Below are 19312 nucleotides of genomic sequence, written 5' to 3'. Positions count from 1 at the left end.
CTTACAGCCCAAGCGCCGCCTCGACCGCCGCGATCTGCGCCGGGATATCCAGCGCGACCTCGCTGGTGTTTTGCAGGCGGCGGTCCTCCAGCGTCTCGGCCGCATGGCGCGAGGACCAATCCATGATCACCGCATCGCGCAGATGCAGCAGCGCGGCCAGCTGCGGCAGGTGCAGGCGCACCATCGCCGTCAGCCATTTGCTGACCGCCCAGTTCGGGTGGGCAAGCTCGATGGCGAAGCTGTCCAGTAGCGGCACGATATCGGCGGCGCGATAGAGCGTTTCATCCGTGACCCAACGGTTCGTCGTGAACAGCCGAAGCGGACGCCCGTAGCCATCCACGCTGATCGCGCCGATATGGATGAAGCGCGCCGCCTCGTCCTCGGGAATCACCGCGCCCGAGAAGGCCCAGGGCTTCAGCCCCGGCGCCAGCCCGGCAGGCCGCACGAACAGATGGAAATGGCCATTCTCGCCATCGGCCATCTCTTCGGGCGTGTGCGAGTGGTAGAAGTAATGGCTATGGGTCTCGCTGTCGAAGATGTCGCCCTTGGGATACCGCTCCCATATGACGAAATCGCCCTGCCCGCGCAGCACCTCGGAAATGACGCTCATGCCCGATTTCTGCAACGCGTGCTCGCATTCCAGAACGGTCGCGGCGGCGTCATGCATGTCCTCAAGGCGCTCGACCGGCAGTGCGGTCAGGTCCAGCGGCGTCAGTCGCCGCGACAGCGGCTTGTCGGGGGTTGCTCGGTGATCCGCCATGACTCCTCCCGTGTCGGGCCGCGCCGGTGGCGCGACCCCATGTGCATGGCGCTGACCGCTCAGAGCGGCGGCAGGCCAAGCTGTTCGCGCACCGCCGGCTCGCGGCTGGTCTTGAGGCCGATGGCACGGCCCTCTTCCACCGCAACCTCGGCCGGAACGCCTTTCGAGGCCCGATACAGCGCCCACATCGCGCCCACGCGGTTGGCAGATTCGCAATGCACGAGCATCGGGTAGTTCTCCGGATTTTCGACGATCGCGGCGAATTCGGCAACCTGTTCGGCGGTCGGGGCCGTGGTCGGCACCTGGATACCGATGAAGGTCATGCCCGCCTTCTCGATCATCGGCTGCTCGGCGTCGGCGCCCTCTTCCGAGGTATTCAGGCTGACGACGGTCTTGAAGCCCATCCCGGCCAGCATCCCGATCCCCGAAGGGTCGATCAGGCCGCCCGTGCCCACATAGGGCGTGGCGCGCAGGTAGTTCGCGACGATATTGGGCATCTCGTTGCCATAGACCGCCTGCGGATACTTGGTCGTCGTATCATAGGGGCCCGAGGGCATCGCTGCGGCCTCGGCCGAGGTGGCCGGGGCCGGAGCGGCGGCGGGCGCGCAGGGGTTCGCGGGCTTCATCGCCGGGGCGCAGGGGTTGGCGGGCGCCATCGCGGGGGCACAGGGGTTGGTGCCCTGCGCGCGGCTCATGGCCGGAACGGCGGAACCGACGGCCAGCGCGGCCACCGGCACCAGCGCTGCGCGAAGCAGGCTCTTGCGGGTCTTGGTCTTCATGAACGATCTCCTCCCTTGGATCTTCAGATTTTCATCGCGTGGCCCGAGGCCGACAGGGGCTCTTCCCCTGCCGGGGTGCAGACCTCTTCAGCGGTCAGCGGGCCGCCACGCGCGCGTTCAAGCAGCGAGCCGACGGCGAACCCGGCCAGCGCAAGCACGCCAAGGATCACCAGCACCGCCCATTCGGGAATGCCCAGCAGGTCCGGCAGGCGCTGCGCGTCGGGGCCTTTGGCGGCGAAGTAGAAATTCTGCAGCGGCTCATAGACGAAGGCGAAGGCGGTGGTGCCGCCGATCATGCCGATGGTGAAAACCACCGCGTCGATCCGACCCGACGAGATCCCGACCAGCGAGGTGCCGGGGCAATAGCCGCCAAGCGCAAAGCCGCCACCGATCAGCAGACCGCCCACCAGGATCGCCCAGAAGAAGAGCGTGGGCACATAGACCGCGTTCTCGGCGATGATCCCGCCCGACCGCAGCAGGTAAAGCCCCACCGCGCAGACCAAAACGGCGGTGAACATCACCTTGAACACCGCGAAATCGCGCAGAGAGAACTGCGCCGTCAGCTTGCGCGGGCTGCCAAACCCCGCCCCCTCAAGCGCATAACCGAAGAGCACGCCCGAAATCAGGCCGCTTGCGATGCCGTAGTCATAAAGCGGAAAGCTCATTGCCAGGCCCTCCGGAAGACAGCGCTGACAAGAAAGCCTGCCGCGAAGAAGCCGATTAGGAAGACAAAGCCCGCGACCGCAAGCGTTGCGCCCCCCGAGAGGCCGAGGCCGCTGGTGCAGCCGCGCGCAAGCCGTGCGCCAAAGCCCACAAGCACGCCGCCGATCAGGGCATAGATCAGACGTTCGCCGCGCCCGATGCTCGGGCCGCGCTCTACCTGAACACTGATGCGCCCGGCGTTACGACTGCCCAGATAGGCGCCGATCAGAACGCCAATCGCTTCCCAAGTGATCCAGGACGCGAGCGGCTTGCCCGCCTGGATGAAGGGCCCGAAATAGGCGTTGGTCGCGGTCGCCTCGGGGGCGACCCATGCGCTGGTCTGGGCGGCGAAACGGGTGATGAAGCCCGACGCCCCCAGCCCGTTTCCAGTAATGACGAATGTCAGCAGCAGGGCCAGGCCCAGTGCGACACCCGCAGCGACGGGCGACCAGAATGGCTGTGGTTTCTCGATCATGTGCCTCCCCCTCACACACTTTCATATTCGAATTCAATGATATTAGTGTTTCGGGAAAGATCAATGCCTTTGACGGCGGCGCGCGCGGCACAACGAAAAAGGCCCGCGCAAACGCGCGGGCCTTTCTGGTCATTTTCCGAAGTGCTTTAGGCAACGCGAAGGCGCTTTTCCACCGCCCGCAACCCCGCCGTCAGCAGAAGCGCCAGCAACGCATAGAGAACCGCGCTATACATGTAGGTCTCGAGCGAGTAGCCGCGCGCAAAAACCGAACGCGTCTGCCCCATCAGGTCCATGACCGTAATCGTCGAAACCAGCGCCGAGCCTTTCATCAGCAAGATCAACTCGTTCCCATAGGCGGGCCAGGCAACCCGGAAGGCCTGTGGCAACAGGATCCGGCGCATCGCCATTCCGCGCGACATCCCGCAGCTGAGCGCCGCCTCCAGCTGCCCCGGAGGCAGCGTCCCGATCCCGCCGCGCAGGATCTCGGCGATATAGGCCGAGGTGTTGATGGTCAGCACCGCAAGCCCGACAGCCCAGCCGGATTTGAAGAAGGGCCACAGGATGCCCAGCTTCTCCGGCCCGAGGCTGCCAAGCCCGTAATAGACGATCCAGAGCTGCACGAGCAGCGGCGTGCCCCGGAAGATGTAAGACCAGGCCCAAGCGCCCACGCGCAGCGCGCGCTGCCGCGACACGCGCGCCACTGCCACCAGCGTGCCGATGCTCAGCCCAAGCGCAGAGGACAGCAGCAGCAGTTCTAGCGTCACGAGGAAGCCGTCGATGTAGCGCGGGCAGTAGGTGGCAAACCCCTCGGGCGTCACACCCTGCGCAGCATAGCAAACCCCGTCCGAGATCGCGTATTTCAGATCCTGATACAGGCTCATCGTGCCATCCCCCGGTTCGCCCGCGCCTCGAAGGACGCACGCAACTTGTCCGAAATCGCCGTCAGAACGAGGTAAAGCGCCCCCGCCGCCAGCAGGAACATCAGCGGCTGGCGCGTGACCTCGCCCGCGACCTTGGCGACGCGCAGCAGCTCGTCGATGGCCAGAACGGCGGCCAGCGAGGTATCCTTGAGCATCACGAGCCACAGGTTCCCCAAGCCCGGCAGCGCGATGCGCCACAGTTGCGGCAGGCGGATGCGGTAGAAGATCTGCCAGCGGCTGAGGCCGACCGAGTGGCCCGCCTCGATCTGGCCATTGGGCACGGCAAGCCAGGCGCCGCGGATCACCTCGCAGCCATAGGCCGCGAAGATAGCCGACAGGCCACCCACAGCGGCGGCGAACTTGGGCACCTCGATGCCGCCCTCAAGGCCCAAGAGCGCCGCACCGGCGGCAACCGCCTTTTCGGTTCCGAAGAAGGCCAGAAGCAGGATCAGGAACTCGGGCACGCCGCGGATGAACAGCGTATAGCCCTGTGCCAGCCAGCGCAGCGGCGCGAAGCGCGACAGCTTGGCCAGTGCCAGAACCATCCCGAAGGTCAGGCCAATGGCCAGCGAGACCACGGCCAGTTGCACCGTCAGGGCCGCGCCGCGCAACAGATCGTCGCCCCAGCCCTCGGCGCCGAAACCCAAGAGTTCCATTATCTTGCCTCCCCCGGAAAGCGGCGGGCCGCGCGGGCCCGCACGCATTCGGCCTTAGTGGATGTCGGTGCCGAAATAGCCGGTCGAGATCTGACCATAGGTGCCGTCGGCCACGATGCCCTCCAGCGCCACGTTCAGCGCGTCGCGCAGCTCGGCGTCATCCTTACGCACGGCGATGCCGATCTGATCGCCGATGTCGATGCGGTCACCGACGACTTCGAAATCGGGGTGATCCTTGAGCCAGTCGAGCGCCGGGAAGTAATCCGACACGATGCTATCGATGCGACCAGCCTCAAGGTCGGTGAACGATGCCGTCAGCGTGTCATAGAGGCGCAGATCGCCGCGCGCGCCGACCTGTTCTTCGGCCCAGGACGACGAGATCGAGGCGCGCTGCGCACCCACCGCCTGCTGTGCGATACCGTCAACCGTCAGCCCCGAGCCCTTCTTGGCCAGCAGCACAAGGTAGTTGCTGTAATAGGGGTTGGTGAAATCGACGGTCTGCTTGCGCTCTTCGGTGATCGACATCGAGGCGACGATCGCGTCGTATTTGTCGTTCACGAGGCCCGGGATAATCCCATCCCAGTCCATCGCGATGATCTCGCATTCGCGCTCCATCTTGGCGCAGAGCGCCTTGGCGATGTCGATGTCGAAGCCCACGACCTCGCCATTGGCGTTGATCTCCGAGAAGGGCGGGAAGGCGCCCTCGGTGGCGATGCGCAGCGTTTCGGCAGCGACGGGCGACGCGGCCAGCAGGGCCAGCGCGATAAGGGTCTTTTTCATTGGATTCTCCCTGGGTATTCCGGTCAGAGGACCTTGTTCAGAAACTGTTTGCAGGCGGCGGTTTGCGGATCGCCAAAGATCTGCTCGGGCGCGCCGCGCTCGCCGACCTTGCCTTTTTCGAGGAAGACGACCTCGGTCGAGACCTCGCGGGCAAAGCCCATCTCATGCGTCACGACCATCATCGTGCGCCCTTCCGAGGCCAGATCGCGCATCACCGCCAGAACCTCGCCCACCATTTCGGGGTCGAGGGCCGAGGTCGGCTCGTCGAAAAGAATGATCTCGGGGTCGAGCGCCAAAGTACGCGCGATCGCCACGCGCTGCTGCTGGCCGCCCGAAAGCTGGCTGGGGTAGTTGTCGACCTTGGCCGACAGGCCCACGCGGTCCAGCAGGTCCTTGGCGCGCTCGATGGCCTCGGCGCGGGCCATGCCACGCACGCGGATCGGCGCCTCGATGACGTTTTGCAGCACGGTCATGTGGGACCACAGGTTGAACTGCTGGAACACCATGCCCAGATGGGTGCGGATCTCGCGCAGCTCGCGTTCCGAGGTCACACGGCGCTCGCCCCGCGACGGGTCCGGATCAGACAGCGGCATGCGCTTGCCATGCACAAAGACCTCGCCGCGCGTCGGGATCTCAAGCAGGTTGAGGCAGCGCAGGAAGGTCGATTTACCCGACCCCGAGGCCCCGATCAGCGAGATCACGTCATGCGTGCGCGCAGTCAGGCTGATGCCCTTGAGCACCTCGAGATTGCCGTAGGATTTGTGCAGATCGCGCACGTCGATGATGGCATCGGCGCTCATCTAGTCTCCCTTTCCCGTTGGGCGCCTCTCCCCCCGAGAAGCGCGTCAAGGTCATCCCTTTGGGCAGCGCCCAAAAACACTTGCCAATTCGCGCATCATGAAGATCGTTCTGATCGAAGTGATCAATTCGATGCGCGAACGGCGTAGATTCCACCTGTGGTGGCGCGTGCGCGGCGATCAGGCCGCGCGCATCACCATGCCGAACAGGTCACGCGGATCGTCCGGGTCGGCCAGCATGTCGAGCGGCGCGAAATAGTCGGTGCCCTTGATGCGGTCATGGACGTATCGCAGTGCCGAGAAATCCTCGATCGCGAAGCCCACCGAGTCGAAGAGCGTGATCTGCTTTGCGTCGCGACGCGCGGGCAGCTCGCCACGCATTACCTGCCAGAGCTCGATCACCGGGTGGTCTTCCGGCAGCTGCTGAATCTCGCCCTCGATGCGGGTCTGCGGCGGGTATTCCACGAAGATGTCCGAGCGCAGCAGGATGTCCTTGTGCAGTTCGGTCTTGCCGGGGCAGTCGCCGCCAATGGCGTTGATATGGACACCGGCGCCGACCATGTTGTCGGTGAGGATCGTCGCATACTGCTTGTCGGCGGTGCAGGTGGTGATCACCTGCGCACCCTCGACCGCCTCGTTACCCGAGGCGCATTTCACCACCTCGAAGCCCTGCGCAATCAGGTTGCGCGCGGCCTTTTCGGTGGCGGCCGGATCGATATCATACAGCCGCAGCCGGTTGATGCCGCAGATCGCGCGGAAGGCCAGCGCCTGGAATTCGCATTGCGCACCGTTGCCGATCATCGCCATGACCTCGGCGCCCTTCGGCGCAAGGTATTTGCCGACCAGCGCCGAGGTCGCCGCCGTGCGCAGCGCGGTCAGCACCGTCATCTCGGTGAACAGGATCGGGTATCCGTTGGCCACCGACGAGAGCACGCCGAAAGCGGTCACGGTCTGATAGCCTTCGCGCATGTTCTTCGGGTGGCCGTTGACGTATTTGAACCCGTAGTTCTCGCTGTCGGCGGTCGGCATCAGCTCGATCACGCCGTCTTGCGAATGCGAGGCCACGCGCGGCGTCTTGTCGAATTCAGGCCAGCGCTTGAAGTCTTCCTCGATATAGCCGGCAAGCTCGGCCATGAAGCGCTCGGGCCCGGTGGCGTTCACAAGGCGCATCATGTTCTCGACGGAAACGAAGGGCACATAGGCCAGGTGCGAAGGGGTCGGTTTCATCAGTAGCTCCGGGTCATGCGGTCAAGAACGCGGCGGCCGAACAGGCTGGCCGTCAGGTCGCACATCAGTTTCGCGGTGCGGCCGCGTTCATCGAGGAAGGGGTTGAGTTCGACGAGGTCGAGCGAGGTCACGAGACCCGAGTCGCACAGCGTCTCCATGATCAGATGCGCCTCGCGGAAGGTGGCGCCGCCCGGCACGGTCGTGCCCACGGCGGGCGCGATGTCGGGATCAAGGAAATCGACGTCGAAGCTGAGGTGCAGCATCCCGTTGGCGGCGCGGACGCGTTCAAGGAAAGCGCGCAGAGGCGGCAGAACGCCGGTCTCGTCTATGGCGCGCATGTCGTGCACCTCGATCCCGCTGCGCAAGATCAACTCGTGTTCAGCCGGATCGACCGAGCGGATGCCCATCATGCAGATGTTGCGCGGATCAACGGCGTGGCTGAGCGGCGGGTAGGTCTCGAAGCCCGGCTCGCCGGTAAAATAGGCCACGGGCGTGCCATGCAGGTTGCCGCTTTCGGTGGTGGCCAGCGTGTGCAGATCCGGGTGCGCATCAAGCCACAGGATGAACAGCGGGCGCCCCTGCCCCGCCGCATGGCGCGCAAGCCCCGCGACCGTGCCCGCGGCCATCGAGTGATCGCCGCCCATGAAGATCGGGAAGTCATGGTCGCGCGCGGCGTCAAAGGCGGCGCTGGCCAGAACCTCAATCCAGGCGCGGGTTTCGGCCAGGTCGTGAATGGCGGCGTTGGTGTGGCTCATCGCTTGTTGCGGGGCGATCGACAGATCCCCCAGATCGCGCACACTCCAGCCCAGATCGGCCAGAGTTTTGCCCAAGCCTGCGGTGCGCAGGCTGGCCGGTCCCATCAGGCACCCCGGCTGCGACGCGCCCGTCTGGATCGGCGCGCCGAGAATCGAACAGCTACGGCTCATCTTGTTCTCCCTTATGACGAACAAGAAAGCGTGAAACCGATGCCGAATCTGATTGCTAAATTGCCCTAATTGACGTCTATTCTGCGCAAATTGAATACCGCGCAGGACAAGACGCACAATGAGCACGCCCCTCTCCGCCACCGACCGCGCGATTATCGCCGCGCTGCGCAACGATGCGCGCATGTCGATCACCGAACTGGCGCACCGTGTCAGCATCTCGCGCACCACCGCCAAGGCCCGACTTGAGGCGCTTGTGCGCGAAGGCCGCATCCGCCGTTTCACCGTCGAGACCGACACCGACGTCGAGGGTGAGGTCCGCGCGATTACCATGGTCGAGTTGCAAGGCAAGATGTCGCGCAACGTGATCCGCACCCTGACCCGCATCCCGGAGGTGGCGACCGTCTATGCCACGAACGGCGCCTGGGATCTGGTGGTCGAGATCAAGACCGACAGCCTGGTCAATTTCGACCGCGTCCTGCGCGAGATACGCGAGGTGCCGGGCGTGCTGAATAGCGAAAGCTGCCTGCTGCTTGCCCATGTCACGAACTAAGCCGCCCCAGTTGCGAAACCCCAGAGGCCACGCATGAAGCTTTTGCTGATCCACACCGGGGGCACCATCGGCATGGTGCCGGGCGCGCAAGGCCTGACGCCCCAGTCGGGGCTGGTCGAAGCCGCGATTGCAGCGCGTCTGTCCGAAGATGTTCACCTGACCAGCCATGTCTTCGCCCCCCTGCTCGACAGTGCCAATGTCGGCCCTGCCGACTGGAACCGGATGCTCGACCAGATCGACGCGCACCCCGAGATGCCGGTGATCGTGACGCATGGCACGGATACAATGTCCTTCACCGGCGCGGCGCTGTCGCGGGCGCTGGCCGGATCGGGTCGGCGCGTGGTGCTCTGCGGCTCAATGGTGCCGCTGGCGCAGGGCGGCGATGCCGAGGGCAATCTCGACCTTGCGCTGCGTTCGGTGCTTTTGCCGGGCGAAGGCGTGCATCTGGCGTTTTCCGGCCGGGTGCTCTCGGCCGCGGGGCTGATCAAGCATGACAGCCACGCATCTGACAGTTTCCGCAGCCAGCCGCAGGCGCCCTTGCACCTGCCAGCACGGCGGCGCTTTGGCGCGGAGCGTCTGGCGATCCTCAGCCTCTCGCCCGGGCTTCCGGTCGAGGCCCTGCGCGCGGCGCTGAACGCGCTGGACGGGGCGGTGCTGCGGGTGTTCGGGGCGGGCACGGCGATGAACGATCCTGTGTTGATGCAGACGCTGGCGGATGCGGTGCGGGCGGGCAAGCGTATCCGCGCGGTCAGCCAGTGCGAAGCGGGCGGGCTTGCCCCCGGCGCCTATGCCGCAGGCGCGCCCCTCTGGGCGGCGGGGGTCGAGAACGGCGGCGCCGAAACGCCCGAAGCCGCCCTGATCGAGCTGTGGCTGAATTGAAAAAGGGGGCCGAGGCCCCCTTTCCTATCGGATCATCGCCTCGATTTCCTCGGCCGTGCCATAGCCCATCTTGACGGCGGTTTCGACGACCTGCGCGCCCTCGGCCAGCGCGATCTTGGCGACCTTGGCGGCCTTGCTGTAGCCGATATGCGGCACGAGCATCGTCGCCAGCACCAGCGAGTTCTCCAGCGCGCCCTCGCATTGGCTGACGTTGGCCTCGATCCCCTTCACGCAACGCTCTGCCAGCGTGTCCATCGCATGCATCAGGATGCGCATGCTTTGCAGCACGTTGAGCACGATCACCGGCTCGAAAGCGTTCAGCTGAAGCTGCCCGGCCTCGGCGGCCATGGTCACGGTCAGGTCGTTGCCGATCACCTGGAAAGCCACCTGGTTCACCACCTCGGGGATCACCGGGTTGACCTTGCCCGGCATGATCGACGATCCCGCCTGCACCGCCGGCAGCCGGATCTCCATGAAGCCCGAGCGGGGGCCCGACGACAGCAGCCGCAAGTCGTTGCAGATCTTGGAAAGTTTCACCGAGATGCGTTTGAGCACGCCCGAGAAGGTGACATAGGCGCCAGTGTCCGAGGAGGCCTCGATCAGGTCGGTGGCCAGTTTCGCCTCCAGCCCCGACACGCGGGCCAATTCGCGCACGGCAGCCTCGGCATAGCCCTCAGGGGTGTTGACGCGCGTCCCGATGGCGGTGCCGCCCAGGTTGACCTCCAGCAGAAGATGCGAGAGGCGCCCGATTATCTCGACATCCTCAAGGATCGTCGCGGCGAAGCCCGCGAATTCCTGGCCAAGCGTCATCGGCACCGCATCCTGCAACTGGGTGCGGCCGATCTTGCGGATATCGGCGAAGGCCTCGGCACGTTCCTTGAAGGCCTCGGCCAGCCGCAGTTGGGCCGCGCGGAAATCATCGCATTGCGATACGATCGCTAGGCGCATGGCCGTGGGATAGACGTCATTGGTCGATTGCGAGCGGTTCACATCGTCGTTCGGGTGCAGGTGGTCATACTCGCCCGGCGCATGGCCCATCCGCATCAGGCCAAGGTTCGCAATCACCTCATTGGCGTTCATGTTGGTCGAGGTGCCCGCGCCCCCTTGGATCATGTCCACCCGGAAGGCATCGTGGTAGCGGCCCGCGACGATATCGGCGCAGACCTCTTCGATCACCCGTGCCTTTTCGCCCGAAAGCACGCCAAGCGAGCGGTTCGCCCGTGCGGCGGCGGTCTTGACCCAGGCCAATGCCCGGATGAATTCGGGAAAGAGGTTCAGCTTCATCCCCGAGATCGGGAAATTGTCGATCGCCCGCTGCGTGTGAATGCCCCACAGGCAGGTGCTTGGCAGGTGGATCTGGCCGAGGTTGTCCTCTTCGATACGCATCGCGTGATGCATGTTTTTCTCCTGTATCGCGCTGCACGATGCAGCTTGCCGACACAAAAGCGTCACGCGGGCGCGCAAGTCCAATGCGGATGTCGCATGGCCCATGCAGGGCTTGCATCAGCCCTGCGAGACCGAGGCGCAAAGGGCCTCCCACACCGCCTCGATCTTGGGGCCAAGCGGGTGACGCGGGCGGAAGGCGCAGATATCAAGCTCCATCGCCCAGTCCTTTTCATCGACCGGTGCGATCTGCTCGGCGCTGGCTGCGTCCACCGTGCTTTGCGGCAGCCAGCCGACGCCGTAGCCCGCCACGATCACCTCTTTGAGGACGTCCGACATATCGCATTGCACCGTGACCTTGTAGCTCGGGCGGTGCGGCGCGCGTTCCAGAACATGCTCGAAAAGCCGCGCGAAATAGGCCCGCTGCGAATAGGCGATCAGCGGGAAGGGCTGCCCCGGCGTGCCCGGAAAGCCGAAGCGTTCGCGCGCCGCCGCATCGCGCGTGGCATAGGGCAGAAACCGGTCGCGGCGCAGGGCAAGGCGTTCGTGGCTGGAAAGCGCCTCATGCGTGGGCAGCGCGGGCGCGTCATGCGCGAAGAGGATATCGGCATCACCCGCCAGATAGCGCGCGGTCACCTCGCTTGTGGTGCCGACGATGACCGAAAACGAGGTCTTGGTGCGCGGCCCGATCACCCCCAGAATGCGCTTGAACTCGGACCGGGCCAGCACGTTGGGCATGGCCAGACGGATCTGGCTCATGGCGTCGAACTGGCTCCCGCGGATCGAGGCGCGCGTCTCCAGCAGCCGCTCGACCGAGACCTGCGCGGTTTCGCGAAACTGCTCGCCCGCCTCGGTCAGGCGTACGGGTTGCGAGCCCTTCACGATCAGCCCCGTCCCCAACCAGTTTTCGAGCGACTGGATGCGGCGCGAAAACGCGGCCTGGCTGACATTTCGGAACTCGGCCGCGCGGGTAAAGTTGCGCAGCTCGGCAAGGGCGAGAAAATCTTCGAGCCAACCGATATCCATGGATGCCCCTTGGAGCCTGTTCTGGCGCCTATCCTAGCAAGTCGCGGCCACGGCGACAAAGAAAGACGCACCCCGCCAGGCGGGCGGGATGCGTGCCGTCGCTGTTATCACTCGGCGACGCAATCGGCGAAGTAATGCACCAGCCCGTCAGGCCCGACCTCTTGCACAAGGCCGTGGATATCCGTCTCGAAGCCCGGGCATTCGCGCGCGAATTCGCGGTTGAACTTGAGGTATTCGACGATCTTCTTGTTGAAGACCTCACCCGGAATAAGCAGCGGGATCCCCGGCGGATAGGGCGTCACGAGGCTGGTGGTGATGCGCCCTTCCAACTCGTCGATCGGCACGCGCTGCGTGGTGCGGCGCGCGATATGCGAGAATGCATCGCTTGGCTTCATCGCGGGGGTGTGGTCGCTCAGGTAGATGTCGGTGGACAGGATCGCCACGTCATACTTGGCATAAAGCGTGTGGACGTGATCGCACAGATCGCGCAGGCCCATCTGCTCATAGCGTTTCTGGCTTGCGCAGAACTCGGGCATGACGCGCCACATCGGCTGGTTCTTGGCGTGGTCGTCCTTGAACTGCTGCAACGCCGCCAGAAGCGTGTTCCAGCGGCCCTTGGTGATGCCGATGGTGAACATGATGAAGAAGCTGTAAAGCCCGGTCTTCTCGACCACGACGCCATGCTCTGCCAGGTATTTGGTGACGATCGAGGCCGGGATGCCGGTCGGCTCGAACCGCCCGTCGAGGTTGAGACCGGGCGTGATGATCGTGGCCTTGATCGGGTCGAGCATGTTGAAGCCGGGCGCCATGTCGCCAAAGCCGTGCCAGCTGTCCTCACCATCGGCCAGTTGAACGCCGTCCTCGTCGGTTCGACGCAGAACCCAGTCCTTGTTGCGTCCTATGCCTTCCTCTTCCAGCGCCTCGGGGCCCCAGACCTGGAACCACCAGTCGTCCTCGCCGAATTCCTCATCGACCTTGCGCATCGCACGGCGGAAGTCGAGCGCCTCAAGGATGCTTTCCTCAACCAGCGCGGTGCCGCCCGGCGGCTCCATCATCGCGGCGGCCACGTCGCAGCTGGCGATGATCGAATATTGCGGGCTTGTCGAGGTGTGCATCAGGTAGGATTCGTTGAACAGATGCCGGTCGAGCTTGGTGTCCTGGCTGTCCTGCACCAGAACGTGGCTGGCCTGGCTGATCCCCGCCAGCAGCTTGTGGATCGACTGCGTCGCGTAGGTCACCGAATGCTTGGTACGCCCGCGCTTGCGGCCCATCGCGTGATAGGTGCCGTAGAACGGGTGGAAGGCCGCGTGGGGTAGCCATGCCTCGTCGAAATGCAGGTTCTCGACATAACCGTCGAGCATCCCCTTGATGACCTCGGTGTTGTAAAGCACCCCGTCATAGGTCGATTGCGTCAGCGTCATGATGCGCGGCTTGACCGTTTCGGCGTCGTAGCCTTCCAGCAGCGGGTTGGCGCGGATCTTGGCCTTGATCGACTCGATCTCGAACTCGGCATGCGGGATCGGGCCGATGATGCCGTAATGGTTGCGCGTCGGGCGCAGGAAGACCGGGATCGCGCCGGTCATGATGATCGAATGCAGGATCGACTTGTGGCAGTTGCGGTCCACCACGACCACATCGCCGGGCGCGACCGTGTGGTGCCAAACCATCTTGTTCGAGGTCGAGGTGCCATTCGTCACGAAGAAGCAGTGATCGGCATTGAAGATCCGCGCGGCGTTACGCTCGGACGCGCCGATGGCGCCGTTATGGTCCAGCAACTGGCCGAGTTCCTCGACCGCGTTGCACACATCGGCGCGCAGCATGTTCTCGCCGTAGAACTGGTGATACATCTGGCCGATCGGGCTTTTCAGGAAGGCCACGCCCCCCGAATGCCCCGGGCAGTGCCAAGAATAGGAGCCATCCTCGGCGTAATCCAGAAGCGCGCGGAAGAACGGCGGCTGGATGCCTTCCAGATAGCCCTTCGCCTCGCGGATGATGTGCTTGGCGACGAAGTCGGGCGTATCCTCGAACATGTGGATGAAGCCGTGCAACTCGCGCAGGATGTCGTTGGGCAGGTGCCGCGCGGTCTTGGTTTCGCCATGCACATAGATCGGCACATCGGCGTTCTTCCAGCGCACTTCCTCGATGAAGTCGCGCAGGCGGATGATCGCGGGGTCAAGCTCGGGGCCCGGGGTGAACTCCTCGTCATCGACCGAAAGCACGAAGGCCGAGGCGCGGGACTGCTGCTGCGCGAATTGCGAAAGGTCACCGTAGCTGGTCACCCCCAGCACTTCGAACCCTTCGTTCTCGATGGCTTCCGCCAGAGCGCGAATACCCAGACCGGACGAGTTTTCCGAACGGAAGTCCTCGTCGATGATGACGATGGGAAAGCGAAATTTCATGGGAGTCTCCTATCCGGAAAACAGCGGTCGGGAAAGTCAAAGTACGGTGACACGTTCCAGCCCCCCTCGTTTCCGGCCGCCGCGGCGCGGAAATTGGACCTGTTTCTTTCCTGTACCGGGGGTGTCGTCAAGGCCCTTGAAACATAGGCGCCCGCATCCCTCGTGCAACTGCGTCAAATGTGCAGTCGGCGCGAAGGGGCGGCGCCCTGCGGGCGGATCAGCCACGCGGAACGGTCAGGGGTTTGCGATTGCGCAGATGCCGCTCGGCCAGCTTGCGCCCGTGGCGCGACCCAATCACCGGATGGGCAAAGGGGCGGATTTCATCTTCGAGATCGGGGAAAATCTCGCGGATCTCGCGCAGCGCGGCTCTGCCGGCGGTCTTCAGGAACTGCGGCCCGAGATAGAGCGACTCCGTCTCGGCTCCGTTCGAGATCAGGATTTCATGCGCATCGAGCAGGATGTGAAAATACTCGACCTCATCGAGGTCCTCGACGATGGCGACGCCGGGATACCCAAGAAGATGCTTGGCAGGCACCAGAACCTGGTCAGCCTCGAACATGCGCTGCGCGATGGGCGAGCGGACAAGCACCCGGTGCTGAGGCGAAACGATGAGATCCTCGGAGGGAATACCCGGCCCCAAGGCACCCGCCGAGATGCGGATCGGCCGCAGGTGCGGACGCTCGCGCAGCTCGCGCGTCAGGCGACGAGACCCGATCCAGCGGATCTCCTCCACGCTCCCGGCGGCAGTCAGAACCTCATCGCCGATGCGCAAATCTTCGACCAGACGACGCCCGCCTGGAACGTCGATCCAGGTGCCGCGTGCGAAGCAGGGCATATTCGGATCAAGCGTCTGCGGATAGACCGGAACAAAATCGCTGACCATATCGTCGAGCAACCCGGTGTCACCCGCATCGATCGGATAGGTCGTGTAGAGATAGCCATCCGATTTACCCAGTGACGGCTCGGGGTTGTAGAGGCTGTCGCTCGTGTTATCGCCACGAAACTTCGTGCCGCTCGCACCGGTCGCATCTTCCCATTCGTCGGGCGAAATCTTGCCGTCGCCGTCAACATCGATGATGATCAGGTCGTAGCCCGAAGGATCGCTCGGCGCGACGGTATCGAACCAAACGACGATCAGCTCGGAATCCGCCCGCGCTGCTCCGGTCGCTTCAGAAACCCACGTGCGATACCACTCGTATTCAGCCAATCGTGCACCCCTGTCTTCGGCCTAACAATTTTGCCTTGCTGGCCCAAGTCCTAGCGGCGGCGGCGGCACACAATCAAGAAGTTTGTCCCATGACTCAGGGCACACGCAGGATGAGGCACCAATTTAAATGGGCGGCCACGTGGGCCACCCGAAAATTTAGAGCGAATGTGACAAGATATCGACACGGAGAGCAGCCGGTGGGAAGCATCCTCTCGCCCGCCACTCAAACGACGACAGCTTCTCCATGTGCTCAGAACGCCATCTTCAGCGCGACCTGCACTGCGTGGTTCTCGTAATCGTCGCCGAACGAGCCGACATAGCCGCCCTGGATACGCGCGCCCTTGCCATTCGAGACCGGCAGCGAGGACGAGAAGCCAACAGCCACGTCGACCCAGTCCTGATCGAAACCATCGACCGGCACCACGCCGCCCGGCAGGCCGACAAAGCCCGACCGGATCAGTTGATCGTCGCCCGAGGCGCTGTTGTAGGACAGGCTCGCGGTCAGGCGGCTGTCCGAGGCGTTAAGGCGATAGTCCCCCTTCACCCCAAGCGAAGCCACCGTCACGTCGCCCGACTGATCGCCGATCGCAAGGTTCCAGGCGTCGGCGCCGGTTTCGGTGAAGCCGTCGACCTTCTGGTGGTAATACTCGATCCCGGCCATCGGGCCCCACCGCAGGGCACCGCGCTCGAACATGTAATCGGCCTTGATCGCCGCGAAGATCTGCGAGCCATCGGTCTCGCCCTTCGCCGTCAGGTCCATGACGTTGCGCGCGGTGTCGAAGGACAGATCCTGATAGCCCAGAATCGCCTGGACGGTGCCGCCCTCGCCAAAGGCCTTGCGGCCGAAGAGCGCGAGGGAATAGCCCTTGGCGTCGATCTCGCCGCGGTCGTTATAGGCGTCGCTCGTGGCGCTGGCCGCGCCGATCATGACGCCCACCGACAGGGTCGGGTCGATCATGCGCTCGACACCGCCGTTCACGCCGAAGCTGTCCACGTCGTAGCCGATGCCGTTCGCGGTGCTTTCATAGCTTGCGGCTTGGCCCTGGAGGCTGACGAAACCATAGGTGTCGGCGCCCAGCATCCAGCCGTTCGGCAGCCCCTTCGAGGACAGAACCGCCCCGTCCGAGCCGCTTTCGGCGCCAAGCCCGTCGAACGCCAGAACCTGCGCGCGGCCCATCTCGAAGCCAAGCCCGCTGAAGGCGGAGAGGAAGCTGAAACCCGTGCGCTCCAGCGCCTCGGCCTGCTCGGGTGCGTCCAGAGCGAGGATCGCGGCGATGGCGGACTGGTATTCCTCGGCATTGCCTAGATCGAAATAGGGCACGTTGGCCGCCGCATCGAGTTGCGCCGCCGTAACGAATTGATAGTCGCTTTGGGTTTCCTGCACGATATCGGCAAAGATCGGCGTCAGGCGCAACGTCACCTCATTGCCTGCAACATCACCAAGGTCGATCATGAAGTTGAGGTTGAGGTTGCGAAGATCCTCGATGATATCGACCTCGAAGAGCGCGTTGCCCTCCATCAGCGCCACGACCTCTTCGGGCAGCGCACCGCCCGGCGTATAGGCCAGAGCCTCGACGCTCACGCCAAGGCTATCGGCCAGCGCGGCAAGACGCAGGTCCAGATCGCCCTGTTCCAGCCCGAGGTTGCCATAAAGCCAGGCGCCTTCGGACAGGTTATGCCAGGCGACCAGAACGGGTTCGTCGGATTCGATCTCGGTGCCGGTGACATCCCAGAAATAGGCATCGGGCACCATGCTGTTATCAAGCAGCGCATCGCCGAAATAGGTCGTGTGCGTGGCGTTCGACAGCGCGCTGAGGTTCAGCGCCGGGTTGACCGTTTCGACCGTCATGTCGGCGCCCGAGGCATCGAAGAAGCCGATACCGGTGCCTTCCTGACCACCGTCGCCAAACAACCCGTCGGGCAGGTTCGCATAAGGGTTGAAGTCAGGATCGAAGAGCGCGGCGGTCGCCGGATCGCTCGGATCTATCGCCACGAAATCCGCGCCCGTTCCGGTGCCGAACTCGATGGTGAAACCGGTGATCCGCGCGCCGGTCAGGTTCGAGGTCTTGCCGTAAAGGAAATACTCGGTGATGCCCTCGCTCGGCTGGGTGCTCAGTCGAATGTCCATGCCATCCTTGCCGGTCAGGCGCGTCTTGATGCGCTTGCCCGCCCCCTGTTGGGCGGTGCAGAGGATGTCGGGGTTGTTCGCCATCAGGCAGTTGCCGACGCCGCTCGGGTTTTGGGTGTTGTCGTAATCGGCGTTGGGTTCCAGCGTGACCGCCTTCAGCCCCGGCTCAAGCACGCCCTCGGCGGGATCGGCGAAGATATAGCCGTCGCCGGTCACCTCGATCACGGGCAGATCGTCGAAGGTGCCCGACCAAAGCGGTGCCGGAAGAATGGAAAAAAGCGCGATCGGTGCCACCGTCGCAAACATGGCTCTGCTAGCTCTGCTCACAGCATGCTCCCTACAGGAATGTCGGATTGCCTTGTCGTAAGACGCATGACCCGATCGGCCCCTGTAGGCAGCCGACGCCCCCCGATACGGCGAGGCTACGCGCGGCAACACACCTCTAACCCTCTGGCGACAGCAGAGGGAGGGCGCAGTTCGCGCGGGTTCAATTACTACAAAGCACTGATACGAGACGAACTTATCTTACGCGCCTGCCGCGACGCAACCCTTGAATTCACGAAATCGTATGTGTTGATACAATTTTTCCGTGCACCGTTGCTGCCACCGAGTCAGAAGCGCTCGAAAACAGGGCAGGAACGACCTTCGGCGTTTCCAACGCAAAGGCGGCCATTATCCCGGTGTTAACGATTAATCTCGAAAACTCTCCCCCCAAACAGAGGTGCGTTCCGGCGCGACCGCTGATAGAAAAGCGCCAGACGAACCCGAGGGATGCAAAGCGCCGCCATGACCAAGAACCTCACCCATCTGCAACGCCTCGAAGCCGAGAGCATCCACATCCTGCGCGAAGTGGTGGCCGAGGCCGAGAACCCCGTCATGCTTTACAGCGTGGGCAAGGACAGCGCGGTGATGCTGCATCTGGCGAAGAAGGCCTTCTACCCGGCCCCGCCGCCCTTCCCGCTGCTTCACGTCGATACGACCTGGAAGTTCCGTGACATGTATGCGCTGCGCGACCGTGCGGCCAAGGCGGCTGGCATGGAGTTGCTGGTCTATCAAAACCCCGAGGCGGTGGCGAAGGGCATCAACCCGTTCGACCACGGCTCGCTGCACACGGACATGTGGAAGACCGAAGGGTTGAAGCAGGCGCTTGATCATTACGGTTTCGACGTGGCCTTCGGCGGCGCCCGCCGTGACGAGGAAAAGAGCCGTGCCAAGGAGCGCGTGTTCTCGTTCCGCTCGGCCAATCACCGTTGGGATCCGAAAAACCAGCGCCCCGAGCTTTGGCGGCTTTACAACGCGCGCAAGGCCAAGGGCGAAAGCGTGCGCGTTTTCCCGATCTCGAACTGGACCGAGCTGGACATCTGGCAATACATCCACCTCGAAGGGATCGAGATCGTGCCGCTCTATTTCTCGGCCCCGCGTCCGACCGTGGTGCGCGACGGGCTGATCCTGATGGTCGATGATGAACGCTTCCCGCTGCGCGAAGGCGAAGAACCCGTGATGCGCTCGGTCCGCTTCCGCACGCTTGGCTGCTACCCGCTGACCGGCGCCGTCGAAAGCGAGGCGCAGACGCTGCCCGAGGTCATTCAGGAGATGCTCCTGACCACCACATCCGAGCGCCAGGGACGCGCGATCGACCACGATCAGGCCGCGTCGATGGAGAAGAAGAAACAGGAAGGCTATTTCTGAGCCCCTCCCCCCATCCGGCCCCGGCCGCT

18 protein-coding genes are annotated in these 19312 nt (G+C 64.0%); 3 read left to right on the top strand and 15 right to left on the bottom strand.

Annotated features, from left to right (window positions below):
* Position 1: 1 nt before the first annotated feature.
* The 10 genes from LZA78_RS12530 to rocF all read right to left on the bottom strand — a co-directional run bounded on the left by LZA78_RS12530 (position 2) and on the right by rocF (position 8022).
* Complete coding sequence (locus tag LZA78_RS12530; protein ID WP_233677280.1) at positions 2-760, bottom strand: DUF6969 family protein; 759 nt, start codon at positions 758-760, stop codon at positions 2-4.
* A gap of 59 nt (positions 761-819) precedes the next feature.
* A complete protein-coding gene (locus LZA78_RS12525) occupies positions 820-1539 on the bottom strand; it encodes a protein tyrosine phosphatase family protein (RefSeq protein ID WP_233677279.1) in 720 nt (239 codons plus the stop codon).
* Between the two features lie 23 nt (positions 1540-1562).
* Positions 1563-2204, bottom strand: coding sequence for a DUF6691 family protein (locus LZA78_RS12520; protein WP_233677278.1), 642 nt, complete (start codon positions 2202-2204; stop codon positions 1563-1565).
* On the bottom strand, positions 2201-2716 hold the full coding sequence (locus LZA78_RS12515; RefSeq protein ID WP_233677277.1) for a YeeE/YedE thiosulfate transporter family protein: 516 nt from the start codon (positions 2714-2716) through the stop codon (positions 2201-2203). The genes LZA78_RS12520 and LZA78_RS12515 overlap by 4 nt, the downstream gene beginning before the upstream one ends.
* Before the next feature lie 146 nt (positions 2717-2862).
* Positions 2863-3597 carry an ABC transporter permease subunit gene (locus LZA78_RS12510; RefSeq protein WP_233677276.1) on the bottom strand — a complete coding sequence of 245 codons (735 nt, stop codon included), beginning with the start codon at positions 3595-3597 and terminating at the stop codon, positions 2863-2865.
* Positions 3594-4292: an ABC transporter permease gene (locus LZA78_RS12505; protein WP_233677275.1), complete on the bottom strand. Its 699-nt coding sequence runs from the start codon at positions 4290-4292 to the stop codon at positions 3594-3596. Before LZA78_RS12505 ends, LZA78_RS12510 begins: the two co-directional genes overlap by 4 nt.
* A 54-nt stretch (positions 4293-4346) precedes the next feature.
* On the bottom strand, positions 4347-5072 hold the full coding sequence (locus tag LZA78_RS12500) for a transporter substrate-binding domain-containing protein (RefSeq protein WP_233677274.1): 726 nt from the start codon (positions 5070-5072) through the stop codon (positions 4347-4349).
* Positions 5073-5095: 23 nt separating this feature from the next.
* The gene (locus LZA78_RS12495) at positions 5096-5872 is read right to left on the bottom strand and encodes an ABC transporter ATP-binding protein (RefSeq protein ID WP_233677273.1); all 777 of its coding nucleotides are present in this window, start codon (positions 5870-5872) and stop codon (positions 5096-5098) included.
* A 177-nt stretch (positions 5873-6049) separates the two neighbouring features.
* Positions 6050-7096 (bottom strand): ornithine cyclodeaminase, encoded by a 1047-nt coding sequence (gene ocd, locus LZA78_RS12490; RefSeq protein ID WP_218629408.1) that lies wholly within the window; start codon positions 7094-7096, stop codon positions 6050-6052.
* Positions 7096-8022: an arginase gene (rocF, locus tag LZA78_RS12485; protein WP_233677272.1), complete on the bottom strand. Its 927-nt coding sequence runs from the start codon at positions 8020-8022 to the stop codon at positions 7096-7098. The genes ocd and rocF overlap by 1 nt, the downstream gene beginning before the upstream one ends.
* Before the next feature lie 118 nt (positions 8023-8140).
* Between rocF and LZA78_RS12480 the strand changes: the two genes are divergently transcribed.
* Together LZA78_RS12480 and LZA78_RS12475 are read left to right on the top strand one after the other, a co-directional pair.
* Positions 8141-8572 (top strand): Lrp/AsnC family transcriptional regulator, encoded by a 432-nt coding sequence (locus LZA78_RS12480; protein WP_233677271.1) that lies wholly within the window; start codon positions 8141-8143, stop codon positions 8570-8572.
* A gap of 33 nt (positions 8573-8605) precedes the next feature.
* Positions 8606-9451 (top strand): asparaginase domain-containing protein, encoded by an 846-nt coding sequence (locus tag LZA78_RS12475; protein WP_233677270.1) that lies wholly within the window; start codon positions 8606-8608, stop codon positions 9449-9451.
* Positions 9452-9475: 24 nt separating this feature from the next.
* Here the strand turns inward: LZA78_RS12475 and LZA78_RS12470 are convergent, their stop codons facing one another.
* From LZA78_RS12470 to LZA78_RS12450, 5 genes are all read right to left on the bottom strand, one after another.
* Positions 9476-10849, bottom strand: a complete 1374-nt coding sequence (locus LZA78_RS12470; RefSeq protein ID WP_233677269.1) for an aspartate ammonia-lyase — start codon at positions 10847-10849, stop codon at positions 9476-9478.
* Positions 10850-10954: 105 nt separating this feature from the next.
* Positions 10955-11860: a LysR family transcriptional regulator gene (locus LZA78_RS12465; RefSeq protein WP_233677268.1), complete on the bottom strand. Its 906-nt coding sequence runs from the start codon at positions 11858-11860 to the stop codon at positions 10955-10957.
* Between the two features lie 107 nt (positions 11861-11967).
* Positions 11968-14259, bottom strand: a complete 2292-nt coding sequence (locus LZA78_RS12460; protein ID WP_233677267.1) for an arginine/lysine/ornithine decarboxylase — start codon at positions 14257-14259, stop codon at positions 11968-11970.
* Positions 14260-14476: 217 nt separating this feature from the next.
* Positions 14477-15466, bottom strand: a complete 990-nt coding sequence (locus LZA78_RS12455) for a Hint domain-containing protein (RefSeq protein ID WP_233677266.1) — start codon at positions 15464-15466, stop codon at positions 14477-14479.
* A gap of 250 nt (positions 15467-15716) precedes the next feature.
* Complete coding sequence (locus LZA78_RS12450) at positions 15717-17900, bottom strand: choice-of-anchor F family protein (protein ID WP_233677265.1); 2184 nt, start codon at positions 17898-17900, stop codon at positions 15717-15719.
* A 465-nt stretch (positions 17901-18365) separates the two neighbouring features.
* Between LZA78_RS12450 and cysD the strand changes: the two genes are divergently transcribed.
* The gene (cysD, locus tag LZA78_RS12445) at positions 18366-19283 is read left to right on the top strand and encodes a sulfate adenylyltransferase subunit CysD (protein WP_255697437.1); all 918 of its coding nucleotides are present in this window, start codon (positions 18366-18368) and stop codon (positions 19281-19283) included.
* The last annotated feature ends 29 nt before the right edge of the window (positions 19284-19312 follow it).

It is taken from the genome of Rhodobacter flavimaris (assembly GCF_021378075.1).
GTDB classification, from domain to species: Bacteria; Pseudomonadota; Alphaproteobacteria; order Rhodobacterales; family Rhodobacteraceae; genus Rhodobacter; species Rhodobacter flavimaris.
This window is presented reverse-complemented; position numbering and strand designations above follow the sequence as displayed.